The following is a 22,140-nucleotide window of genomic DNA, read 5'->3' as shown; positions in this document are numbered from 1 at the left end:
TTGCCGAACTGAATCCAATCAAATTAAATCCAAATAAACCTTTTGTAGCTCCCCAAAATACACTAGAGCAAATAATTGCTAGTATTTGGACTCAAATACTTAACTTAGAAGGTGCTATAGATATTCACTTTAACTTTTTCGAGTTGGGCGGAAATTCTTTAAAGGCAATCCAAGCTTATACCAAGTTGCAAGAAAAACTGGAAGCAGAATTTCCAGTAGTCACAATGTTTGAACATCCAACAATCAATACTTTAGCGCAAGCTTTAAGCCAAAAAGAAATTAAAAATATTGTTTTTAAAGAAGGTTACGACCGAGGGCAAAAGCGAAAAGAAGCCGCTTTACAAAAACAACGAAGTGGCAATAAGAAGTTGAGTAGTATTTAGCGTAAACTTTAGAAAACCTCTGCGTACCTGTGCCTTAAAAAAAGTACAGTTTCACAAAGAATTTTAAACGCAAAGGAGCGCAGAGGTTCACGCAGAGGAACGCGGAGGTTTAAGGAAAGCTTTGTGTTTATTGGAGGAAAGCCGTGATGAATCAAGAAGAAATGGATTTGACCGAAATAGCTATTATTGGGATGGCAGGTCGTTTTCCCAAAGCTAAAGATATTGAAACATTTTGGCATAACCTAAAAAATGGCATTGAATCAATTTCGGTTTTTTCTTCTGAGGAAATGGAGGAAAATATAGACCCCGCTATTGTAAAAAATCCTCAATTTGTTAAAGCAGGATATGTCCTAGAAGATGTAGATTTATTCGATGCTCAATTCTTTAGGATGACTCCTAAAGAAGCTGAAATTATAGATCCCCAACAGCGAACATTTTTGGAGTGCGCTTGGGAGGCTTTGGAAAATGCTGGCTATACTCCTGAAAATTATCAAGGAGCAATCGGTGTTTATGCTGGTTCAGGGATTAACACTTATTCACTATTAAACTTGGGATCGCAATGGAAACTAGGAAAGCCTTCAGAATTTGTTGAAGTTTTGATTGGTAACGATAAAGATTATCTAGCTACCCGCGTTTCTTACAAATTAAACCTTAACGGACCTAGTATTTGCGTTCAAACTGCCTGTTCTACTTCATTAGTTGCTGTAAACTTGGCTTGCCAAAGCTTACTAGATTATCAATGCGATATGGCTTTGGCTGGTGGAGTTTCGATTAAAGTTCCGCAAAAACTCGGTTATCTTTATCAAGAAGGAGGAGCTGTTTCCCCAGACGGACATTGCCGCGCATTTGATGCTAAAGCACAAGGAACTGTTGGCGGTAATGGATTGGGAATTGTCGTTTTGAAGCGATTGGAAGATGCTCTTGCAGATGGCGATCACATTTATGCAGTAATCAAAGGTTTTGCTATCAATAATGACGGTTCTTCTAAAGTTGGCTACACAGCACCCAGCGTTGACGGACAGGCAAAAGCGATCGCAGAAGCTTTGTCTGTAGCAGGTGTGGAACCCGAAACTATTAGCTATATTGAAGCTCATGGAACCGGAACTCCTTTAGGAGATCCAATTGAAATTGCTGCTCTTTCTAAAGTTTTTCCTACTAATTCTAATCAGAAACAATACTGTGCAATCGGTTCTGTCAAAACTAATATCGGACATCTAGATGCGGCTGCTGGTATCGCTGGTTTAATTAAAACTGTTTTATCTCTCAAACACAAATTACTGCCACCCACCTTGCATTTTGAGAAGCCAAATCCTCAAATAGATTTCGCAAATAGTCCATTTTACGTCAACACTTCTCTATCTGAATGGAAGACAAATGGCACTCCCCGTCGTGCAGGTATTAGTTCCTTTGGCTTCGGGGGAACTAACACTCATATAGTTTTAGAGGAAGCGCCCTCTTTAAGAGAGCAGGGGAGTAGGGGAACAGGGGAGCAGGGGAGAAAATCTCAGTTGTTGCTACTTTCGGCTAAAACTGATTCGGCTTTAGAAACTGCTACTAAGAATTTAGCTCAACATCTTAGACAGCATCCTGATATTAATCTTGCCGATGTAGCTTACACATTACAAGTGGGGCGCAGCGTTTTTAATTATCGCCGGATATTGGTGTGTCAAAACGTTGAAGATGCGGTAAATGCATTGGAAACATTGAATTTGCAGCAATCCCATCACTTGCAAAAGCCAAGTGAAAGACCAATTGTATTTATGTTCCCTGGTCAAGGAACACAATATGTAAATATGGCGCGGGAACTCTACAAAACTGAGCCAACTTTTCGAGAGGAAGTCGATCGCTGCTGTCAACTGCTACAACCTCATCTGAATTTAGATTTGCGACAAGTGCTGTATCCAAATGAATCAAATATGGATAAAGCAACGCAGGAACTAAAACAGACGGCAATCGCACAACCAGCATTATTTGTCATTGAATACGCTTTAGCTAAATTGTGGATGTCGTGGGGAGTGCAACCTCAAGCTGCGATCGGTCACAGCATTGGAGAATATGTAGTTGCTTGTCTCGCTGGTGTCTTTTGTTTAGAAGATGCCTTGGTATTAGTGGCAGCTAGAGGAAAATTGATGCAGCAATTACCTCCTGGCTCGATGCTTTCTGTTTCCTTGTCAGCAGCAGAAGTGCAACCTTTCTTAAAAGAAGGAATTTCCTTGGCAGCAATTAACGCACCATCTCGATGTGTTGTTTCTGGTACGGTAGAAGCGATCGCCCAACTAGAAGATGAGTTGGCGGCGAAAGGTATAGAATTCAGCCGCTTGCATACTTCCCATGCTTTTCATTCTTCTATGATGGATTCTATTTTAGAACTATTCACCGATCTGGTAAAAAAAGTTAAGCTGAACCCCCCTCAAATTCCCTTTTTATCCAATCTTACAGGCACTTGGATATCAGCAACAGAAGCAGCAAGCCCCAGCTATTGGGCGAAACATTTGCGCTGCACAGTACAGTTTTCTTCTGGAATACAAGAACTGTTAAAAGAGCCGGAACAAATTTTATTAGAAGTTGGCCCTGGGCGAACATTAAGCAGTTTAACAAAACAGCATCTCGAACAAGAACCCAGCCAAATTGTGCTTTCCTCGTTGCGACATCCTCAAGAAGAACAATCAGATATAGAATTTATATTAAATACATTGGGCAGGCTCTGGCTTCAGGGTACGCTAATAGATTGGTCTAAATTTTACGCTTACGAAAAACGTCATCGTCTCCCCTTACCAACTTACCCATTTGAACGTCAGCGTTATTGGATTGAACCAAAAAAGTTATCTGACGCTGAAATTAATTGCTCAGTATCATTAAGCAAAAAGCCTGACATCACCAACTGGTTTTACATCCCATCGTGGAAACGTTCTATTGTACCTCAATTATTTCAACCGGGAGAATTAGAAAGCGGAAAACGTTGCTGGTTGATGTTTGTGGATGAATGCGGTTTGGGAGAGCAAATTGCCCAAATTTTGGTACAAGAAAAGCAGACTGTTATTAAAGTGATGATTGGTGAGGAGTTTCGCAAAGTTGACGATAGTGTGTATATTATCAATCCGCGATCGCGCCAGGACTACGATAGCTTACTGAAAGAACTTTGCACTTTAAGAAAAATTCCCCAAATAGTTGCACACCTGTGGAGCATTCAACCGCATCAGCAGAAACAATCTGAAATTGAATTTTTTGAAAGCTCTCAGGAACTTGGTTTTTACAGCCTACTTTATTTTGTACAAGCATTTAAAGATAGAAATCTTACCGATTCTTTGCAAATCCAAGTCGTATCGGCGAATATGCAGGGAGTGACGGAAGAAGAAGTACTTTCTCCAGAAAAGGCGACTTTATTAGGTCCGTGTAAAGTTATTCCTCAAGAATATACCAATATAACTTGCCGCAGCATTGATATTGTGCTTCCTGAAATCAAAACTCCCCAGGAAAATAAGCTAATCAAGCAACTTATAGCTGAATTTACAACAGCACAGTCTGACTTAGTTATTGCTTACCGGCGAAATCATCGATGGGTGCAAACTTTTGAAGCAATACAACTGGATGATAAAGCTGAGAGCAAAACAAGGCTGCGCCAAGGTGGAGTATATCTCATCATAGGTGGGCTAGGAGGTCTTGGTTTGGTACTTGCTGAATATTTAGCAAAAACTGTGCAAGCCAAACTAATATTAGTTGGGCGATCGCCTTTTCCCAAAAAAGAGGAGTGGGAAAAATGGCTGAAAATTCACGATTCTCAGGATGAAATTAGTCGCAAAATTCACAAATTGCAAGGACTTGAAAAACTGGGTGCTGAAGTTTTGGTGAAAAATGCAGATGTGGGCGATCGCAGCCAAATGCAAGCAGTCATTACCCAGACATACGAACAATTTGGTTTGCTTCATGGAGTCATCCATGCCGCAGGCATTGTCAGAGAAAAGTCATTTCGCTCTATCCAAGAAACAGATAAAACCGAGTGTGAGCAGCAGTTTCAGGCTAAGGGACGCGGATTAATAGTATTAGAACAAGAATTGCAAGGAAGAGAACTTGATTTTTGTCTATTGATATCTTCCCTATCATCTGTTTTAGGAGGATTAGGTTGTATAGCCTACTCTGCCGCCAACATATTCGTTGATGCTTTTGCTTATAAGTGCAACCAAACACACTCTTTCCCCTGGCTGAATGTAAATTGGGACAACTGGCAATTTAAAGAAGAAAAACCAACAACAACAGCTTTAGGAGCAAGTATGGCTGAATTAACGATGACACTTGCAGAAGGGGTGGAAGTTTTACAACGTATTTTAGCCATAAATGCACCGACTCAAATTGTCATTTCTACAGGAGATTTAAAAGCTAGGATTGACCAATGGATTAACTTTAAACCTTTACAAAAAGTCAAAGATTCCCAAGAAGTAAATTCATCGTCGAGCCATCCTAGACCGAATTTATCAAATTCCTACATTGCTCCGAGAAATGAGGTTGAAGAAACTGTTACTGAGATTTGGGAAAAATTGCTTGGGATCAAACAAATAGGTATATACGACAACTTTTTTGAACTAGGAGGAGACTCTTTGCTTGCCTTGCCGTTAGTTTCTAGGTTGCGTGATACCTTCCAGGTAGAACTACCTCTTCGCACTCTTTTCAAAGCAACTAATATCGCAGATTTGTCGCAGGCCATTATTACTAACGAACCAAAGCCAGGACAAACCGAAAAGATTGCTAAAGCTTTAAAAAGGCTCAAAAATATGTCTGCTCAAGACATCAAACAGACGCTTCAAGAAAGGAAAAGGGGAGCTAGAGTTTAATGAATATCAAAAGCTTTGCAGACGGAAATGAACTTTCTACCGAAGAACGCGATCTTCTCGCATATTTACTTGCAGAAGAAGGAATAGAACTTTCGCAAACCCAATCACTTCCTCCCATAATATCTGCTCGAGAAAAACGGCACCAACCTTTCCCACTTACTAACATTCAACAAGCTTACTGGATCGGTCGTAGTGAAACGCTGGAATTGGGGAATGTAGCAGCTCATGCTTACTGGGAAATTGAAAGCGCTGATTTAGATTTAGAAAGATATGAAAAAGCTTGGCAAAAGTTAATCGAACGTCATGAAATGCTGCGAACGATTGTCTTACCTTCTGGAGAACAGCAAATTCTGAACTTTGTACCACCTTATCAAATTCAAGTGTTGGATCTATGTGGAGAAAGCCCAGAGGTAGCAACTTCCCGACTAGAAGCGACTCGCCAAGAAATGTCTCATCAAATACTGCCAACCGATCGCTGGCCTTTATTCGACATTCGTGTTTCTATATTAAATGAACGGTGTATTCGGCAACATATCAGCTTTGACTTGTTAATTGGCGATGACTGGAGCCTACAAGTTTTATTACAAGAACTTTGGGAACTCTACCAAGATGCCGATGCTCCTCTAGATGCGATCACGGTATCGTTCCGAGATTATGTTCTCGCTTGTGTCGCACTGCAAGGTTCTTGTGAGTATGAGCGATCGCGGGACTATTGGCTGAGGCGAATTCATACCCTGCCACCCGCACCCGAATTACCTTTGGCTAAACATCCGAGCCTGATACATTCCCCTCGGTTTGTGCGTCGCAGTGCAACCCTACAACCAAAAATCTGGCAACAACTGAAAACACGAGCTAATCAGGTCGGTTTAACGCCATCAGGAGTTCTATTAGCTGCTTTTGCCGAAGTTCTGAATGTCTGGAGCAAATGTCCCCAGTTTACCATCAACCTAACGCTATTTAATCGCCTACCCCTGCATCCTGAAGTCAACAAAATTGTTGGTGATTTCACGACATTAAGCTTACTTGCTGTAGACAACTCAACTTTAGACTCCTTTGTAACCCATGCTCGAAATATACAAGAACAACTTTGGTTAGATTTAGATCATCGCTATTTTGACGGAATACAAGTGTTGCGAGAATTAGCTTGCATCCAAGGTAAGGAATCAAAAGCTTTGATGCCAGTCGTATTTACCAGCACCCTTACCTTAACAGAAGCAGGACAGAATACTGACCCATTTGCCCCATTTGGCTCGGTAGTTTACAGCATCACCCAAACACCTCAAGTTTGGCTAGACCATCAAGTTTATGAGGAAGAAGAGACTTTAGTTTTTAACTGGGATGCTGTTGAGGAACTTTTTCCTGGTGGGCTTCTAGATGATATGTTTGAAGCTTACTGTGGTTTTCTGTTTCGTTTGGCTAATGATGAATCAGCTTGGTTGGAAACCAGACGGCAACTGTTACCAGATAGCCAACGAAAGCTTTTCGCTGCCCTCAACGCCACAGCAGCACCAGTAGCAAATTCGCTGCTGCACACTTTATTTGAGTCTCAGGTAAAACAGCATCCTGACCATGCCGCCATTATTGCACCAAACCGTACCCTAACTTACCAAGAACTGCATAGCCTTTCACAAGCATTAGGACATCGACTGCGGCATTTGGGTGCAAAGCCAAACACTCTGGTGGCTGTAGTTATGGAGAAAGGATGGGAGCAGGTGGTAGCTGTTTTGGGCATCTTAGTTGCTGGCGCAGCCTACATACCCATCGATCCCGGACTGCCGATTCAACGGCGATCGCATCTGCTAGAACACGCACAAGTACAAGTAATTCTTACCCAATCAAAACTCAATCAAACCCTTGAGTGGCCTGCGGGAGTCTGCTGTATTTGTGTGGATACAGAAGAATTCGTATTGCAGAAGAACGAGGTAGCTTTACATCCAGTACAGCAAAGCGAAGATTTAGCTTATGTTATCTACACTTCTGGTTCTACAGGGATGCCTAAAGGAGTAATGATAGACCATCAAGGATCTGTTAACACCATTCTCGATATCAATAAACGTTTTGATGTTAATTCATCCGATCGAGTATTCGCGCTTTCCTCCCTCAGCTTTGACTTGTCGGTGTACGACATTTTCGGCACTTTAGCTGCTGGGGCAACAATTGTCATTCCCGAAGCAAATGCCGCTAAAGATCCATCTTATTGGTTGGATGCGATCGCACATCAGCAAATTACTGTTTGGAACTCAGTACCAGCCCAAATGCAGATGTTAGTAGAATATGCCTATGGGCGCTCGGAATTTTCGCTGACTTCTTTACGCCTAGTACTCCTGAGTGGAGACTGGCTGCCACTTACTTTACCTTCTCTAATTAAAGCTATAGCTAAAAACGCTCAAGTTATTAGTCTAGGAGGTGCTACCGAAGCCTCGGTTTGGTCAATTCTTTACCCGATTGAAACTATCGACCCAAACGGGAAAAGCATCCCCTACGGTTATCCAATGACCAACCAGCAATTTTACATCCTTAATGAAGCACTAGAACCTTGTCCTATTTGGGTTCCGGGACAGTTATACATCGGCGGAATTGGTTTAGCAAAAGGTTACTGGCGGGATGAACAAAAGACTGCTACTAGCTTTATCACTCATCCCGTTACTGGTAGTCGCTTGTACCGTACAGGTGACTTAGGTTGCTATTTACCAAATGGTCAGATTGAGTTTTTAGGACGGGAAGATTACCAGGTTAAAGTCGGAGGCTACCGCATTGAGTTAGGAGAAATTGAGGCGGCTTTGGTGCAGCATCCGGCTGTGTATCAAGCTGTCGTTACGGTAGGTCAACAGCAAAGCAATCAGCGTTTGGTGGGGTATGTAGTCCCCGTGCAAAAGCCAGCCTCTACCGTTGATGAACTGCACCACTTCTTGAGTGAGAAGTTGCCTGAGTATATGGTGCCTTTTGCATTCATGATATTGGATGCCCTGCCACTGACACCTAACGGCAAGGTAGATCGGCGGGCATTACCAGCACTTGAGCAAGTCAACAGCAAATTTGATTTGGAAATTCCTATCACCTCAGGGCGTAGCCGCACTGAATATGCAGCACCTCGCACTCCCATAGAGAAGATACTAACGGAAATTTGGGCTGAAGTACTTGCTGTCAAACCTGTAGGCATTCACGACAACTTCTTTGCTTTGGGTGGAAATTCGATTTTAATTATGCAGGCGATCGCTCGTGCCAAGCAAGCAGGTATTCAATTAACACCCAGACAGATGTTTGGGCATCCAACTATTGTTGAGGTAGCAGCGATAGCTAGCACAGTGACAGCAGTCTACACCGCACAGGAACCTGTAACGGGTTTGGTTCCCCTCACCCCCATCCAGCACTTTTTATTCGAGCAGGATCTGCCAAACTCTTATCCTTGGAACTTAACGTGGCTGCTGGAGGTGCGGCAAAAAGTAGACGTATCTCTGCTGGAAGATGCTTTCCAACATTTACTGCTGTACCATGATGCTCTCCGCTTGCGTTTTGAAAGAAATATTTCTGGCTGGGAGCAGTATAATGCCAGTCCTGGGGCAGCGATCGCTTTTGAGCGAATTAATTTATCGCACATATCAACAAGCGATCGCCAACAAGCAATCGATGCAACGGCAGCAGAGTTACTGGCTAGCTTCGACTTGTCCCAAGAACCACTGATAGGGGTTGTTCTCTTTGAAATCAGCCCCCACAAATCAGACCTTCTATTAATAGTTGCTCACCACCTAGTAATTGACGCGGTTTCGATGCGATTTTTGGTAGAGGATCTCCAAGCGGTCTATCAACAGCTTAGTTGTGGCCAAGCTATTCAGCTTCCCCCCAAGAGTACTTCTTTCCAGCAATGGTCTAAACAACTGCTCAAATATGCACAGTCAGATAAGATTCAGCAAGAGTTGTCCTACTGGCTAGAAACTCTTCCCGAACAAGCAAACCCTTTGCCAGTGGACTATCCTCAAGGCATTAACACTGAATATTCTAGCCACACTGTTTCCAGGTTTCTCAATGAAAAAGAAACTCATGTGCTGCTGCGGGAGTTTCCTCTTTACGACACTCAAGCTCAAGAGGTGTTGTTGGCTAGCTTATTATGTGCCATGTCCCAGTGGACAGGCGAAAGTTCTCTGTTGCTCAACTTTTTAGGTCACGGACGCGAGGAAATTTTAGAAGATGTAGATGTATCTCGCACCGTGGGATGGTTTACCAGCATCTACCCTGTGTTTTTAGATATGGGCAATGGAGATACTTTGGAAGATACATTGCGAATGGTCAAACACCAAATTCAACGCATTCCCAACCGAGGTATCGGCTATGGTATTGTTCGTTATCTTACTTCAGATATTCAAGTTGCCCAAAAATTAAGGTCTTTACCTGAACCTGAAGTTGCTTTCAACTACTTTGGTCAAGTAGATTTTCCTCAAACTTCTTTATTTCAATTTGCCCCAGAATCTCCCGGAACAATTAGGCAGAAACAAGGAAATCGACCGCATTTACTAGATGTCATCGGGGTAATATCTGAGGACAGACTGGAGATGGATTTCATCTATAGTCAGAATGTTCATCGACAGTCTACTATTGAGAGTCTAGCCGAATATTTCATGGAGACAGTGCGATCGCTCATTTCATCAATCGTTCGGTTGTAGCATTTCAAAGCATTAGCAATCTTATACCAAGTTCGGATAATTTTAATTACGAATTACGAATTAGTAAAGCCATCTTTACGGATAGTTGCCACACATTGCAAGAGAGAAATTTGATGAGTAAAGCGAAGCTACTAACTGGCATGAAGGGATTTACACTTATCTGGTTTGGCCAGGTGATTTCACAGTTGGGTACTGCTATGACCCGCTTTACTCTTACCATCTGGACATACACAATCACCCAACAAGTCACAGCTACAGCTTTGGTATTGTTCTGTTCATTTATGCCATCTATACTACTCAGCCCTATTGCTGGCGCGCTCGTGGATCGCTGCAATCGAAAACTGATTTTATTTATCAGCGACTTAGGCGCAGGTTTAGGAACAATTTGTTTATTGATACTTTATGCTACTAACACTTTAGAAGTTAAACATCTATATCTAACCACAGCTATTACTTCAATATTTGAATCTTTCCAATTTCCTGCCTATTATGCTGCTGTAACCTTAATGTTATCAAAAGCGCAATACAGTCGAGCTAGCGGTATGCTCTCACTTTGGGAGTCTATTTCGGGTGTTTTTGCTCCTTTGTTGGCAGGCTTTTTGTTTGCAGTAATTGGCATTAAAGGTATTATGACCATTGATATATTTACTTTTATAATAGCAATAAGTGCATTGCTTTTCATCTATATTCCGCAGCCAGAAAAAACAGGTGTTGAAAAAGTGAGCAGCGTTAGTTTATGGCAAGATTCTATTTACGGATTTTGCTACATCTTTAAGCGTCCAAGCTTTAGCGGACTTCTACTTATTTTCTTCACTATCAATGTTACTTTCGGCTTTTATATGGCTCTATTTGCACCCATGATTTTGGCTCGTACAAACAACAATCAACTCATCTTTGGAAGTGTATGTTCAGCTTTTGGTATTGGGGGAATAGCTGGCGGTTTGTTGATGGGCTATTGGGGTGGCCCGAGGCGTAAAATACACGGGGTTTTGCTTGGGATAGCATTTACTAGTTTACTGGGTACAATGCTGATGGGACTGGGACAAAACCTTCCTGTTTGGGCTACAGCCGCTTTTTTTACTAAGTTCTTTCCCCCAATTATATATGGCTGTAATCAAGCTATCTGGCAAGCCAAGGTATCACCCGATTTGCAAGGGCGTGTTTTTGGCGTGCAACGGCAGATAGGAGAAATTACTATGCCTTTAGCCATAATTATTGCAGGGCCACTAGCTGACTACATTTTTGAGCCAGCAATGCAGCCAGGAGGTAGCATTGTACTTATATTTGGCGGAATCATAGGTATTGGCCCTGGTGCTGGAATGGGTTTAGTCCTTTTTATTCTAGGCTTATTAGGTATATTAATTGGCCTAAGTGGTTATCTTTTCAAAATCATCAAAAATGCAGAGGACATATTGCCCGATCACAACATTATGTGACATTCAATACCGTCCCCCGACTTATTTAGAAATTGATTGACAGCGTTCCCAAAACTGTAAAAGGTGCTCCAGGAATCAAAGCAAAGCCATTATCAACGTCGTAATATCTTGTGCTGAAGATATTTTTGAAATTTAACCCGAATCTATAGTTGTCTCGACGGTAGAAAAGAGCCGCGTCTGCTTTGAGGTAAGAGGGAATCTGGAAAGTATTAGGTAGTATCACCTCAGCATCTTCTGCATACGTCAGCCCCAAGCCAAATCCCAATCCTTGCAAATTTCCACTTTGCAACTCATAAGTCGTCCATAAACTGGCGCTATGATATGGAACACCAGGCAAGCGATCGCTAACTATCTCTGGGTTCGTATCCTTTATTACTTCTGTGTCCGTGTAAGCATAGCTAGCGATGATATTCCATCCTGGCAAAATTTCTCCGGCAATATCCAATTCAACTCCACGACTACGTTGTTCACCCGTTGCAACACTGAAAAAGTCTCGAAATTCCGGGTCAGGGTCAGCTGTTGGCACATTCTGTCTGGTAATCTGGTAAAACGCCAAGGTCGCTGAAACTCGGTTCTCGAAGAAATCTTGTTTAAGTCCAAACTCAAACTGGTCTCCGGTCTGCGGTTGTAATAATTCTTCCGTCCGGGTGATGTAACCAGTGTTGGGAGCGAAGGCTTGTGCATAGTTGAAATAAATAGAAGTAGAATTCGTTGGCTGGTAGACAATGCCCACGCGGGGAGAGATTTTTGTATCTGATCGGTCTGTCAACTCATTTGTTAGTCTATTTTCATTAAAGGAATAAACAGAGTCAAAGCGAATGCCACCTAACACCTTGAGATTTGAGGCAAGCTCAACCAAGTCTTGTATGTAAATTCCGAGACTATCGTTGCCAAATTCCGCAGAGTCCAACAGAGTGTAAGCTCCAGGCCTAGCACCATAAACAGGATTAAAGATATCGATGGAAGCCAGAGGCGCGCTGCTCCGAGTATAGGGATAGACAAATCGACTTAATTCCACGCCAAACAGAAGATTGTGTCGCACGGAGCCTGTATTGAACTTGCCAATGACTTCGTTTTGCAGCGTATAGAGTTGATTATTCTGTGGTCCCTTAACGGATTCACGGTTGAGCGTTCGCCGATTCGGTTCTAGCGCAGTGCTAGCCAATCGTTCCGAGCCAATATTGAGATCGGCAACGAGTACGCTAAACCCCTGCCGAAATCTCCAATTATCACTAAAGCGATGTTCAAAGTCGTAATATCCCCAGTGTGTTGTTCCCGTAGTGGGTCCTAAGTCTGGTTCGCTAAGGTACCTGCTAATAGGCACTTGCAAAAACTCTCGCTCTGGTGGAAAGTTAGCACCAAAAATGTTATTAGAAATTTTGAAATACTCGTACTCTACTGTTAACGTTGTTCGCGGACTAACGCGCCAGGTAAAAGCTGGCGCAATGAAGTAGTCCTCGTTAAAGACAAAATCCCGAAAGCTGTTTGCGGATTCGTAGGAAGCATTCAAACGGTAGGTGAGAGAACCATTTGCGGTGAGAGGACCTCCTATATCGAATGCCGGACGAAAAAAATTATAGTTCCCGGCCGTGAAATTCAGTTGGTAAAATGGTTGCTCTAAAGGCTTCTTTGTGACTGTGTTTACAACACCACCGAAGGCAAAATTCCCCCCATAGATTGCCGAAGCTGGCCCTTTAAGAACTTCTACCCGTTCGACATTCGCAAACCCGTGTGGATTGATAAAAGCCGAGTCTGGAAAACCATTGCGGAGTTGTTGGTAACTTTCCCCGAAGCCCCGCACCCGGTATCCGGGCGCAAACGGAAAGCCAGGGAACCGAGTCACACCACTGATATTTTCAGTGAACTCTTCCACACGTGTCAGCCCGCGATCGCGAATCACGGCTTGTGGTACTACTTGTACTGATAAGGGTAGGTCACGTTGCGGCACAGGTATCTTAGTTCCGGTCGTTGACTCTTGAACCCGATACCCTTCCTCTCGCTCTCCCGTCACTACTAGCTCAATCGGTTCTTCACCAGCATCTGATGGTTTTGCAGGCTGTGTTTCACTACCAGGTAATGGTAAGCTTTCCTCGTCTGTGGGTAGGGGTGCTGTAGGCGGGGAAGGGCTAGGGGTGGGCTTCTCTGCTGAGGTTACAGATGGTGTCACCGCGAAAACCAAACCTTCATCGCTGTCAAACAGCTCGGCTGTTGGTAATCCGTCTTCACCTGTCAGTGTTACTTGGACAGTACCAGGATTCTGATTTGTGACTTGTAAGAGCTTAATTCCCGCAATGGGTTTTTCAGAGCGCAAAAAATTACCACTACTCAGTTTTAATTGAGCATTGGTGATCAGAGCAGTCAGGGTATTACCTTCACTTTTAAATGAAGTTTGCAGCTTGTCAGATGTAACAGATGTTTCTAAAATGATTTCTAAACCACTTTGTGTTTGATTTAGCCTGACTCCTGTTACTTGAATAATCGGACTCGATTGCTCTTGCTGCGCTAGCCACTCCTTAATATTGGTGTAAGGATGTTGGATGTTTTTAGCTTGGGGAATATCTTTAATAGTGACTAGTTCTGCTGTATGACTTGTTTTTGTAGTGTTAGCTTCTGCTAATGCTTGCTGATTGAAAATCGCTACTATGACTATAGCTAGCCCTAAATTCCTTAGTAGATACAGTTGGTTCATGAATTTCTCAACGTCCTCACACTAAAGTAGTTTGAACAGCGACTAACTTCCAACTACCAAAGACAGTTGGCAAATCTTAGTAGCTGTAATACTTTTTTTGTTATTAATTAAATATCATACTTTGTGCTAACAGTAATACTTTTTAATAAAAAATGGATAAATAGAAAATTGGCTGTAGGCAAGTAGAAAATAGGACTAAATTCAAAGCGTGGCTCTTAATTTTTTCTTAAATACCTCCTTATTAAAATGTTTGCCTTTTGTAGCAAAGATGTCAAATGACAAGTTGTCAAACTTGATGATAGTGAATAAAAATACTTTTTTGAGTAAGTACCCAAGAAAAAAACCTATATATGTGAAGGCAAGTAAATACGTAGAATGTATCTATCGAGATAAATAAAATATCGGGGCACAGTGTAGTTTTTCGCTCTCCTCATCCGTTATCTCCTTGGCGAAGCGATGCCTACATAGATGTTTACGATGGGCTACTCGGTGTCGCTTACTACCTCTATTCAAAAGTCCTATTTCATCTTGTAATTTATTGTCATTAAAGCTAATTTTTTGAAAAGAATATATAGTGTGAAACCCTTGCTATTTCGTTGTTTCATGACTTAGCGAGAAAAGCCAGAGGAACGTATAAACAACCACACCCAACATCGTCAGCACAATCCTCTGCCGTCGCACCTATTCAAAACGTCGACAGATGTAAGAATACCGGAACTCGACAGGAACTCGACCAGAACTCAACGGGAACTGTGACGAATGTTACTGGTTAATATTAGTTACGCTGAAACCATCTTTCTCATTTCCGCACAATCGGTTACTGTCAATTAATTGTGACAAGGCATTCCTCAAGTAAAGAACACTCTTTTTCTCTTCACCCCATTTGCGGCTGTTTCTGATAGCAGCAAAAGAAGTTGGAGGACTAGCAGTAGCCGCAACAATTGCCACAATCTGTTCTAAATCAGCCTCAGAAATACTGCTCTCTTCTACCTCCAGAAATTCCACTTCCTGATAAGGCTTTGAAAAAATGGACTCTAGATGATTAACTGCATCTGATGGGGCAATCTTCTCCCCTCTGGGTATGACTGCCCTTTCATGCTGTTGAACTAATTCTGGGAAGAATTGAAGTAATGTTCTGGCTGGGTCTGGTTGCCCATTACCTGGGTGTTTGTAAGTCTTTAGCCATTCGGGAATCATGCCCAAGTTGCCACCACTAACAGGTTCTCCAAAGTTGTTAGGGTTGGCTTTGAAATATTCTCCACTAGCAACATTCATTTTGCGTAGACCACCAGCGCTAACCGCTTGAGCTACACAGCCAATAAAGTTAACTGATTGCTTAAAAGTATCTGCCAGCCCAGCCGTAGCTTTACCGACCACACTTGTCAGGTTAGAGCCATGAAGCACGATAATTAATGTACCACCAGATTTAGCGAAGCGAGAAAGTAAATATTGAATCGCCCAGGTGCGATCGCTCTCCTCCAACAATGACAGCAACCGCATGGCTTCATCAATTACTAGCAGTAAGTTTTTATGGGAGTAAGGTTCGCTTCCATCTAAACCCTTAAGAAATTTCAATAAATCACGAGCGACGAGTTGATCAGCCCCATCTGCATCTTTATCCGGGTATTTAAGAGCAGAGGTCAAGTTACAGGCAAAGGGGTAAACGTCCACCCCAGCAGTAAAGTATTGGGTGTTCAATCCGGGGTCAAGTGCAGTTGATAATGTTGCTAAGATTGCTGCTAAGGTTCCTTTGCCACCTCGCTGAGTACCAGCGATCGCAATGACTTGAGAACTCATCATATCTTCTACTTGAAAACCACTTTTCGTTAAAGCAGCGATCAGTGCGTTTGCCCTATTAATTAAAGGGAGATTAATTATAGTGTCTGGTACAAGCCCATCATCTGATGACTGTAACTCTGTCGGTCTAGAAAGCTCCACAGCTTGGTTCATCTTGCCAATATCTACAGTCGGTGATTGAAACTGCTTGATATCTACGGTGGGTGGTAACTGGACGTTTGCCTGTGCGATCGCACTTATCTCCGACCGATTCACCCGGCTGTCAATTGTCACATCCTGTAAATGGAGAGCCATGCTTTCATAAGTCGGTAGCTGACGACCCTTAAGCTTACTAAACCAGCCAAACATCCAGCGATAAGCGTAAAAACGTTTTCCTGGTTCAACTTGCGTTAAATACTGGACAATATTTTCAAACTCAGCTAGAAGAAAGGCGTACTCTTGTGCTGATTGTCGTTCTAGGAATTTAACGGTATTGGCAAGATGATCCGCTTGATAATTGCTCCTAGCATCATAATCCCCGGCACGAGCTAGAGCGTCTATAAAGTTGCCACGTACAAAAGGCAAGGGGGCAATTTCTTTAGTGCGGTTGGAGTGTTCGACAACAAACCATAGCCATGCAGCACCACCAATTAAACCACCAACTAGTGCCAGTGGGTTGACCGCATAACAAACTGCTCCGATCCCAGAAGCCAACAAACCAAGTACACGGGTCATGTCTGCTTCGTTCTCAGATGCCCGTGCCATTTCAAATAATCCATCTTTTCTCTCTTGCAGCCATTGGGCGATATTTCCAGCTTCCAAGTGAGACAAGCTAGGATATGATTCGCGTAAATGTTCCGTTTCCTTAGTTGTAATTTTTGGGATATCGTTACTTTGCATAAATGCCTCCCTTGATAAACGTTGCCGCCCTTTTTTTATAGTTATTGGTTTCTTGGGCGGTTTCCGTTCTAATCCTTTGTCAGTCGCCAAATAGCAAACCCAATTTCACCAGCCATCATTGTGCCGATGTTAAACAAGATACAGCCCAAAATCATGAATGGGGCTGTAAATTCAAATGGGTTACGAGCCGCAAAGGTGGTGACAATATCGAACGTCCAAACCGCAATCACAACCAGCCCTGCACTGGAGCGATCACGTATACCTGCGGTCTTGTAGTCCGCCCAGAGTTGGCCTACCAAGTCAATCTTGCCACTAGGCTTGGTTTCAAGGTCATAAACCATGTGGTCTTGAAGTTCCCGTCGTGCGGAATCTGGGTTCTTACCGCGTAGGGCGTGGGCTTCGATTACCTGAACGCCTACAGAAATTATGAATGCAAGGTAAAAAAACGGGTTGAACAGTGCAAACGGTACATTTAGCCAATTCCAAGTCGGCTCAAACCACGGGCATACAGGGGGACCTTGAAAGATTAATTGCCAAGTTGAATCAGCACTGATTATGGAACCGCCGATAAATAAAATCCCGCCAACTAACGCACGACCTGCACCACCATTAGCAACAAACTGATTAACGATAGCAGCCGCAGCCCTAATGGGTAAACCGACAATCATCACAACAGCCTTGGCACAAAAATCAATGATTTCACCAAGCGATCGCTTCTTATCTTTGGGCTTACCATCGCTGTTACTAGTACTATTAGTTTCCGCACTTGATGAACTATTAGCCATTACTTTCTCCTCACTGGTTTGATATTTTGAACGCTTTTACAAATCCCTTTAGCTTTGTGCTTCCACTTCCAAATTCCTTCTTCAATTCGTCCAATACACTTACCCGTTGCGTCAAAAACATCAACAATCTCATCATCAAGATATAGGGTTGTGTCTGGTCTGGGATTGCGTTTAGTGCTATCAAAGTAATTGGTAATTCTCAACTTGCGACTTGTGGGCATCACTCCCGCCTCATATAGAGCATCACTGGTTTTAGCCCGTTCTTCTATACGCGAACGTTCTAGTTCTTCTGTGGCTTTTAGCCGTTGAAGCTCTGCATAAGCCCCCAACTTGGGTACTAAAGGGATGATTACAGGCAACATGCAGATGCCAACACCAGCCAAAGCTAAGTACAGTTGTTTCTTATACATGAGACTGCTGTGCTATAGCGCGTTCTTAGTACAAATTTTTTCCATGTTTTACACATATCTTTGAATGAGGCGTTTCATGTTTCACGACGCTGAAACATTGATGAAACCGTTGAAACATTTCATGAAACAGTTCTGTGAAACAGTTTCGTGAAACAATACCCTTGATAACGGCTTTCGAGCAAGGAATTGACTAGTGTTTCATGTTTCACGTTTGATGTTTCACGCCCTGAAACATTGATGAAACCGTTGAAACTGTTTCATGAAACAGTTCTGTGAAACAGTTTTATGAAACACTCCCGCCCATAAAGGCTTTCGAGCAAGGAATTGTCTGGTGTTTCATGTTTCACGTTTCATGTTTCATGCTGGGAGAATGCTGTTTCATGGTGTTTCACGCCCTGAAACATTGATGAAACCGTTGAAACGTTTCATGAAACAGTTCTATGAAACAGTTTTATGAAACACTCCCGCCCATCACTATTACTTTGATGCCCGTCCCAGAAATGTTAATCCTGCACCAACAAGTAATGCCAAGGGAATGAATATCCCGCTACCAATTAATCCAGTAGCGACAACGCTGCTAACGATATATGCACTGCCACCTAAAGCGCCAATAACTGAAGTAGCAAACAATCCCGTACTGAGAATATCCATGTCCTGATTTTTCTTTTGATGAGTTAATAGCTCTTGAAGTAATCGGATTTCGGCAACAGTGGCAACAGTTTCATTTTGGATTTGTAGCAATGCTGCCACTGTTTTATAAGCTTCTAAAATCGGATCTGTGTCCCCATTGAAGAAACTCTCTCCCGCAACAAATTGAGTCGCGCTTTGAGTTGTTCCTTTTTTCGGATAGACTCCCCCAGTCTTGTTGAGGCTTCTTCTGCCAAATTAATCAAACTCTGATCTATCTCGGTAATTTGGTTATCAACTTCCAACATAGATTGCTCCGCAAAGGCATCCAATACCGTCCCCTTAGCTCCAATCAAAGATTCCATGAACAACAAAGCTCCTGTGACACCAGTTGATGCACCCAAAATCTTAGATTGCTCATTTTGAACGGCTATAGCACCAGAAATAGTCTCTTTATCAGCCGCAGTCAACTTGTATGAGGCTTGTTGAATTGCTTCGTCAGCTTTGGTGATTGTGGTTTCGGGTATATCTGCTATTGGTGATTGTTGAGGCTGTAATCTCTCACTATTGGTAATGTCTCGAAATCTAGCTAAAATCTCCTCTGGAACTTGTGAATCGACCGTCCATTTTTGCTCTGGATATTGACGGCGTAATTCATCAACTACCTTTCCTGGTACTTTATTGAGAGCTTGTGCAAATTCTTTAACAATCATGATTTAGGCTCCTAAAAACTTTTCGGGGTGATTTTTTAATTCAATTGCCACTTTTTTCAAAGAACCTTTAGCTAAAACGTAACTTCTAATTCTTTGAAGCACAGGTAAATGCCAGTTTGTCAACTTCGCTCGTCGGTTTAGCCCTCCATTATCTTCGTCCCGAAAATCTTCAAATTCTGGCAAGTACAAAGAAGCTAAGTCTAAATACTTTTGGAACTGTCTAATTCCAACTGATGGCTCCAATTGTCTGGCTGCCTCCTCTCGTGTTAACAATTGTTCAACTACACAGCTTCCTTGAATTAGCAATGGTTTCGGCTCCTAGAGTTCCGACTGAGTTCCGATTGAATTCCAATTGAATTCCGGTTGAGTTCCGATTGAATTCCGGTTGAGTTCCGATTGAATTCCGGCACTGCTAATACTAATAATAAAAACCCTACCGGCTGGTGAGTAGGGTTTTTCTAATGACTTAGCGTCAGGCTGACGCTAAGTACCTGATAATAATTTATGGATAGCTCCAAAATGATTAAGTACCTGTGGTTTTGGTTGTTGATACCTTGTACTACTTTCGTCAGCTAACCAATGACTTATTGTTTGTTCAGGATAATCACTAAGTCTATGCATCAGGTATATAGAAGCATTGTGAATTATTTTGAATTCTCTTGGATGCATTGGTTTAATACCAATGTTTTGTACCATACTGCGATCGCTCCTAGTGTAGGGTTAGTCTGTGGTAGGGAATAGCCCTCCGGTGTTGGAAAATCTCTACTTGATTTCTAGACTTTTCCTGTTTGCTATTCGGTCATCTGCTCCATGTCATGAATTGCGCTCACTATTTCTCCCAAAACATTGAAAGCATCGTTTAATACCACATCATTTGATGTAGAAAAGGAAGGAGGACGATTGAAGCCTGCGATAATCCTTACTGCTCCCCACAAGCCGCAACGTATATTGACATCCTTGCAAGATAGCCCGAATCTCTGATGTAGTTAATTTGATTTCCATCGTCATTTATCTCTCTAAAATTTATCTCGTTGAATACTGAAACTTGCTCCGATTAGAGAACTGCCCAAGAAAGCGGAAAAACTAACCAATATTGCACCCAAGCAAATGTTTTTCTGCTGCTGCCAACCAGAGATGATTATGTTGGGGTCAGCATTCGTCTCGATAATCTCCATTCCCCAACATCCCATCGCTCCCACTCCTGAGAAACCAGTTAAAAGTAGAGAGCCGATTGCAAACGTTTCTATAGTGCGGTTGATGAATACTTTGGGGTTAAATCTTTTTCGAGTCCGACGAAGAACTAATTTATTCGGAGTGCTTGAGGGCATAGATGATTGTTGAATTATTTTTTGAGTTTTCATTTGGCTTCGTCTAACTCCACAAAAAATCCTGCACCTGTATTTGTCACTTTTACCAGCTTACGATTGACCAACGTTTGAATCACCCCCAGACTAAATTTGATGGCACATAATCGAGCGCTACCTCCACAACGGCGGAGATACTGTAGGCACAGTGAGGATTGGTCAGTAGGGGTGGAATAAGTGGATTTTCTCGACATAATATTTTTCCTATTGGTGTTATGAGAAGAAATGTTTACTTCAATTCAGTTCAGGCATTTGTGCAAGCGCTCCTTCCATCCATGCTTGAATTGCTTCCGTCTCAGAAACACCTCGTAATACAGCATCAACGACGTGTTTCTGATAAGAGTTAACAGTATGATTCGGATGTCCAAACTTATTCCCAGCCCAAGCCAAACACATAGTTTTCACTAGTTCGTCAATCTCAAGAGAATCAAGCTCACTCGGACTCGTAACATTTCGACAATGCAGCCACTCTTTGACTAAATCCAATGGATAATTTAAAAGCGTGCGAACTTCTTTGACTCGCAAATCTTTTGGGTTGGTTGATGGTGGAGTTACAGCTTGTTTTAGTGGCTGGACTCTATACTGTTGATTGTCTTTGCGGTGTCTAATGTTATTCTGTGGTTGTTCAGGCTTTTGAGGAGTAGTTGTGCCTTCAGCATCATTGTCTTCATCTGCCGTCACCGATAAAATTGCACAAACGGCATATCGCCGTGCATAAGTTAATGCTGCACCAAACTTTTGAGAGTCAGCAATCTCAGGCAAAGGATAAGTACTAGCGATGCTCTCTCCAGATTCATGAAAAATATGAGTCCGCAGCACGGTTTTACTTTCAAAGATTTCGGTGGTTTGAATTATTACTAATCCATGTTTACTGAGTCCGGGGGTGACAGCATCTAACACAGCATCTAGTGTTGCATATTTGCGTTTATAGTGAGGATTAGTACCGTCTTTTTGAATGGGGTTAAACTCTGCCTTTGCTTTGATTAAAGCTTTGATTAGTTCTTGCATTGTCCGGCTCCTCTTTACCAGTAACTTTCGTTGATATCACCAGACAATTTTTTGCTAGATTTAGCTTTATTTATTTGAAACTCTGAGGCTTTCAAGACAGGCATTGCCGCTTGTTTTACTGAAGCTTTGGCTTGTTGATAGAGGAATTGGGTTATTCCATCAGCATCTTCCCCATCCTCAACTTGCGCCCATAAAGAACAACCCAGTTCCAGCGATTCGTAGTCACCAAGATTGAGTTTTCTAGAGTAGCTAACAGATACAGTGGTGAATTTCATAAGATGTCGGGTTTGGTATATATTGGTTGTCAATTCTCTTCGTTAGTATCAACCATCTCAATGCTGAGTCTTTGACATAAATCGCTATTGCCAGCAGTTGTTATTTGCTCCAAGCCGTAGTAAATTTTCGTAGTACGGGAATGGAAATGGAAACTGTTAGCTGTTTGTTTCATTGGTATCAATCCTTGATAAGGAACTCAAAGCACTATCAAAACTGTCTAAAACCAAATATGTTTTTGATAAAAGTCTTGGATTGAATAATGGCACTGCACACAAATCGAGGAAATGGA

The 22,140-nt window shown here is 42.3% G+C and carries 16 protein-coding genes; 4 read left to right on the top strand and 12 right to left on the bottom strand.

Annotation, left to right across the window (positions count from 1 at the left end):
- The 4 genes from H6G26_RS29420 to H6G26_RS29405 form a co-directional block, all read left to right on the top strand.
- Positions 1–383 (top strand): phosphopantetheine-binding protein (locus H6G26_RS29420; protein WP_242053955.1); only part of this gene is annotated, 383 nt, incomplete at its 5' end.
- A 146-nt stretch (positions 384–529) separates the two neighbouring features.
- A complete protein-coding gene (locus H6G26_RS29415; protein WP_199327143.1) occupies positions 530–5,209 on the top strand; it encodes a type I polyketide synthase in 4,680 nt (1,559 codons plus the stop codon).
- A complete protein-coding gene (locus H6G26_RS29410) occupies positions 5,209–9,867 on the top strand; it encodes a non-ribosomal peptide synthetase (protein WP_190733815.1) in 4,659 nt (1,552 codons plus the stop codon). The genes H6G26_RS29415 and H6G26_RS29410 overlap by 1 nt, the downstream gene beginning before the upstream one ends.
- 113 nt (positions 9,868–9,980) lie before the next feature.
- Complete coding sequence (locus H6G26_RS29405; protein ID WP_190733814.1) at positions 9,981–11,303, top strand: MFS transporter; 1,323 nt, start codon at positions 9,981–9,983, stop codon at positions 11,301–11,303.
- 25 nt (positions 11,304–11,328) lie between these two features.
- Here the strand turns inward: H6G26_RS29405 and H6G26_RS29400 are convergent, their stop codons facing one another.
- The 12 genes from H6G26_RS29400 to H6G26_RS29345 all read right to left on the bottom strand — a co-directional run bounded on the left by H6G26_RS29400 (position 11,329) and on the right by H6G26_RS29345 (position 21,850).
- Positions 11,329–13,992: a TonB-dependent siderophore receptor gene (locus H6G26_RS29400; RefSeq protein ID WP_190733812.1), complete on the bottom strand. Its 2,664-nt coding sequence runs from the start codon at positions 13,990–13,992 to the stop codon at positions 11,329–11,331.
- A 762-nt stretch (positions 13,993–14,754) separates the two neighbouring features.
- Positions 14,755–16,758 carry a hypothetical protein gene (locus tag H6G26_RS29395; protein ID WP_242053954.1) on the bottom strand — a complete coding sequence of 668 codons (2,004 nt, stop codon included), beginning with the start codon at positions 16,756–16,758 and terminating at the stop codon, positions 14,755–14,757.
- The gene (locus H6G26_RS29390) at positions 16,737–17,453 is read right to left on the bottom strand and encodes a hypothetical protein (protein WP_190733810.1); all 717 of its coding nucleotides are present in this window, start codon (positions 17,451–17,453) and stop codon (positions 16,737–16,739) included. Before H6G26_RS29390 ends, H6G26_RS29395 begins: the two co-directional genes overlap by 22 nt.
- Positions 17,453–17,863 (bottom strand): hypothetical protein, encoded by a 411-nt coding sequence (locus H6G26_RS29385; RefSeq protein ID WP_190733808.1) that lies wholly within the window; start codon positions 17,861–17,863, stop codon positions 17,453–17,455. Before H6G26_RS29385 ends, H6G26_RS29390 begins: the two co-directional genes overlap by 1 nt.
- Positions 17,864–18,340: 477 nt before the next feature.
- Positions 18,341–18,613, bottom strand: coding sequence for a hypothetical protein (locus tag H6G26_RS29380; protein WP_190733806.1), 273 nt, complete (start codon positions 18,611–18,613; stop codon positions 18,341–18,343).
- 14 nt (positions 18,614–18,627) lie between these two features.
- Positions 18,628–19,203, bottom strand: coding sequence for a hypothetical protein (locus H6G26_RS29375; protein ID WP_190733804.1), 576 nt, complete (start codon positions 19,201–19,203; stop codon positions 18,628–18,630).
- 3 nt (positions 19,204–19,206) lie between these two features.
- Positions 19,207–19,509: a hypothetical protein gene (locus H6G26_RS29370; protein ID WP_190733802.1), complete on the bottom strand. Its 303-nt coding sequence runs from the start codon at positions 19,507–19,509 to the stop codon at positions 19,207–19,209.
- 177 nt (positions 19,510–19,686) lie between these two features.
- Positions 19,687–19,899 (bottom strand): hypothetical protein, encoded by a 213-nt coding sequence (locus tag H6G26_RS29365; protein WP_190733799.1) that lies wholly within the window; start codon positions 19,897–19,899, stop codon positions 19,687–19,689.
- A gap of 320 nt (positions 19,900–20,219) precedes the next feature.
- Positions 20,220–20,564 (bottom strand): hypothetical protein, encoded by a 345-nt coding sequence (locus tag H6G26_RS29360; protein WP_190733797.1) that lies wholly within the window; start codon positions 20,562–20,564, stop codon positions 20,220–20,222.
- Positions 20,561–20,761 carry a hypothetical protein gene (locus H6G26_RS29355; protein WP_190733795.1) on the bottom strand — a complete coding sequence of 67 codons (201 nt, stop codon included), beginning with the start codon at positions 20,759–20,761 and terminating at the stop codon, positions 20,561–20,563. Before H6G26_RS29355 ends, H6G26_RS29360 begins: the two co-directional genes overlap by 4 nt.
- A gap of 40 nt (positions 20,762–20,801) precedes the next feature.
- Positions 20,802–21,575 (bottom strand): ERF family protein, encoded by a 774-nt coding sequence (locus H6G26_RS29350; RefSeq protein WP_190733793.1) that lies wholly within the window; start codon positions 21,573–21,575, stop codon positions 20,802–20,804.
- Positions 21,576–21,589: 14 nt separating this feature from the next.
- Positions 21,590–21,850, bottom strand: coding sequence for a hypothetical protein (locus H6G26_RS29345; protein WP_190733792.1), 261 nt, complete (start codon positions 21,848–21,850; stop codon positions 21,590–21,592).
- Positions 21,851–22,140: the final 290 nt, after the last annotated feature.

It is taken from the genome of Nostoc sp. FACHB-888, from assembly GCF_014696655.1.
GTDB lineage: Bacteria > Cyanobacteriota > Cyanobacteriia > Cyanobacteriales > Nostocaceae > Nostoc.
This window is presented reverse-complemented; position numbering and strand designations above follow the sequence as displayed.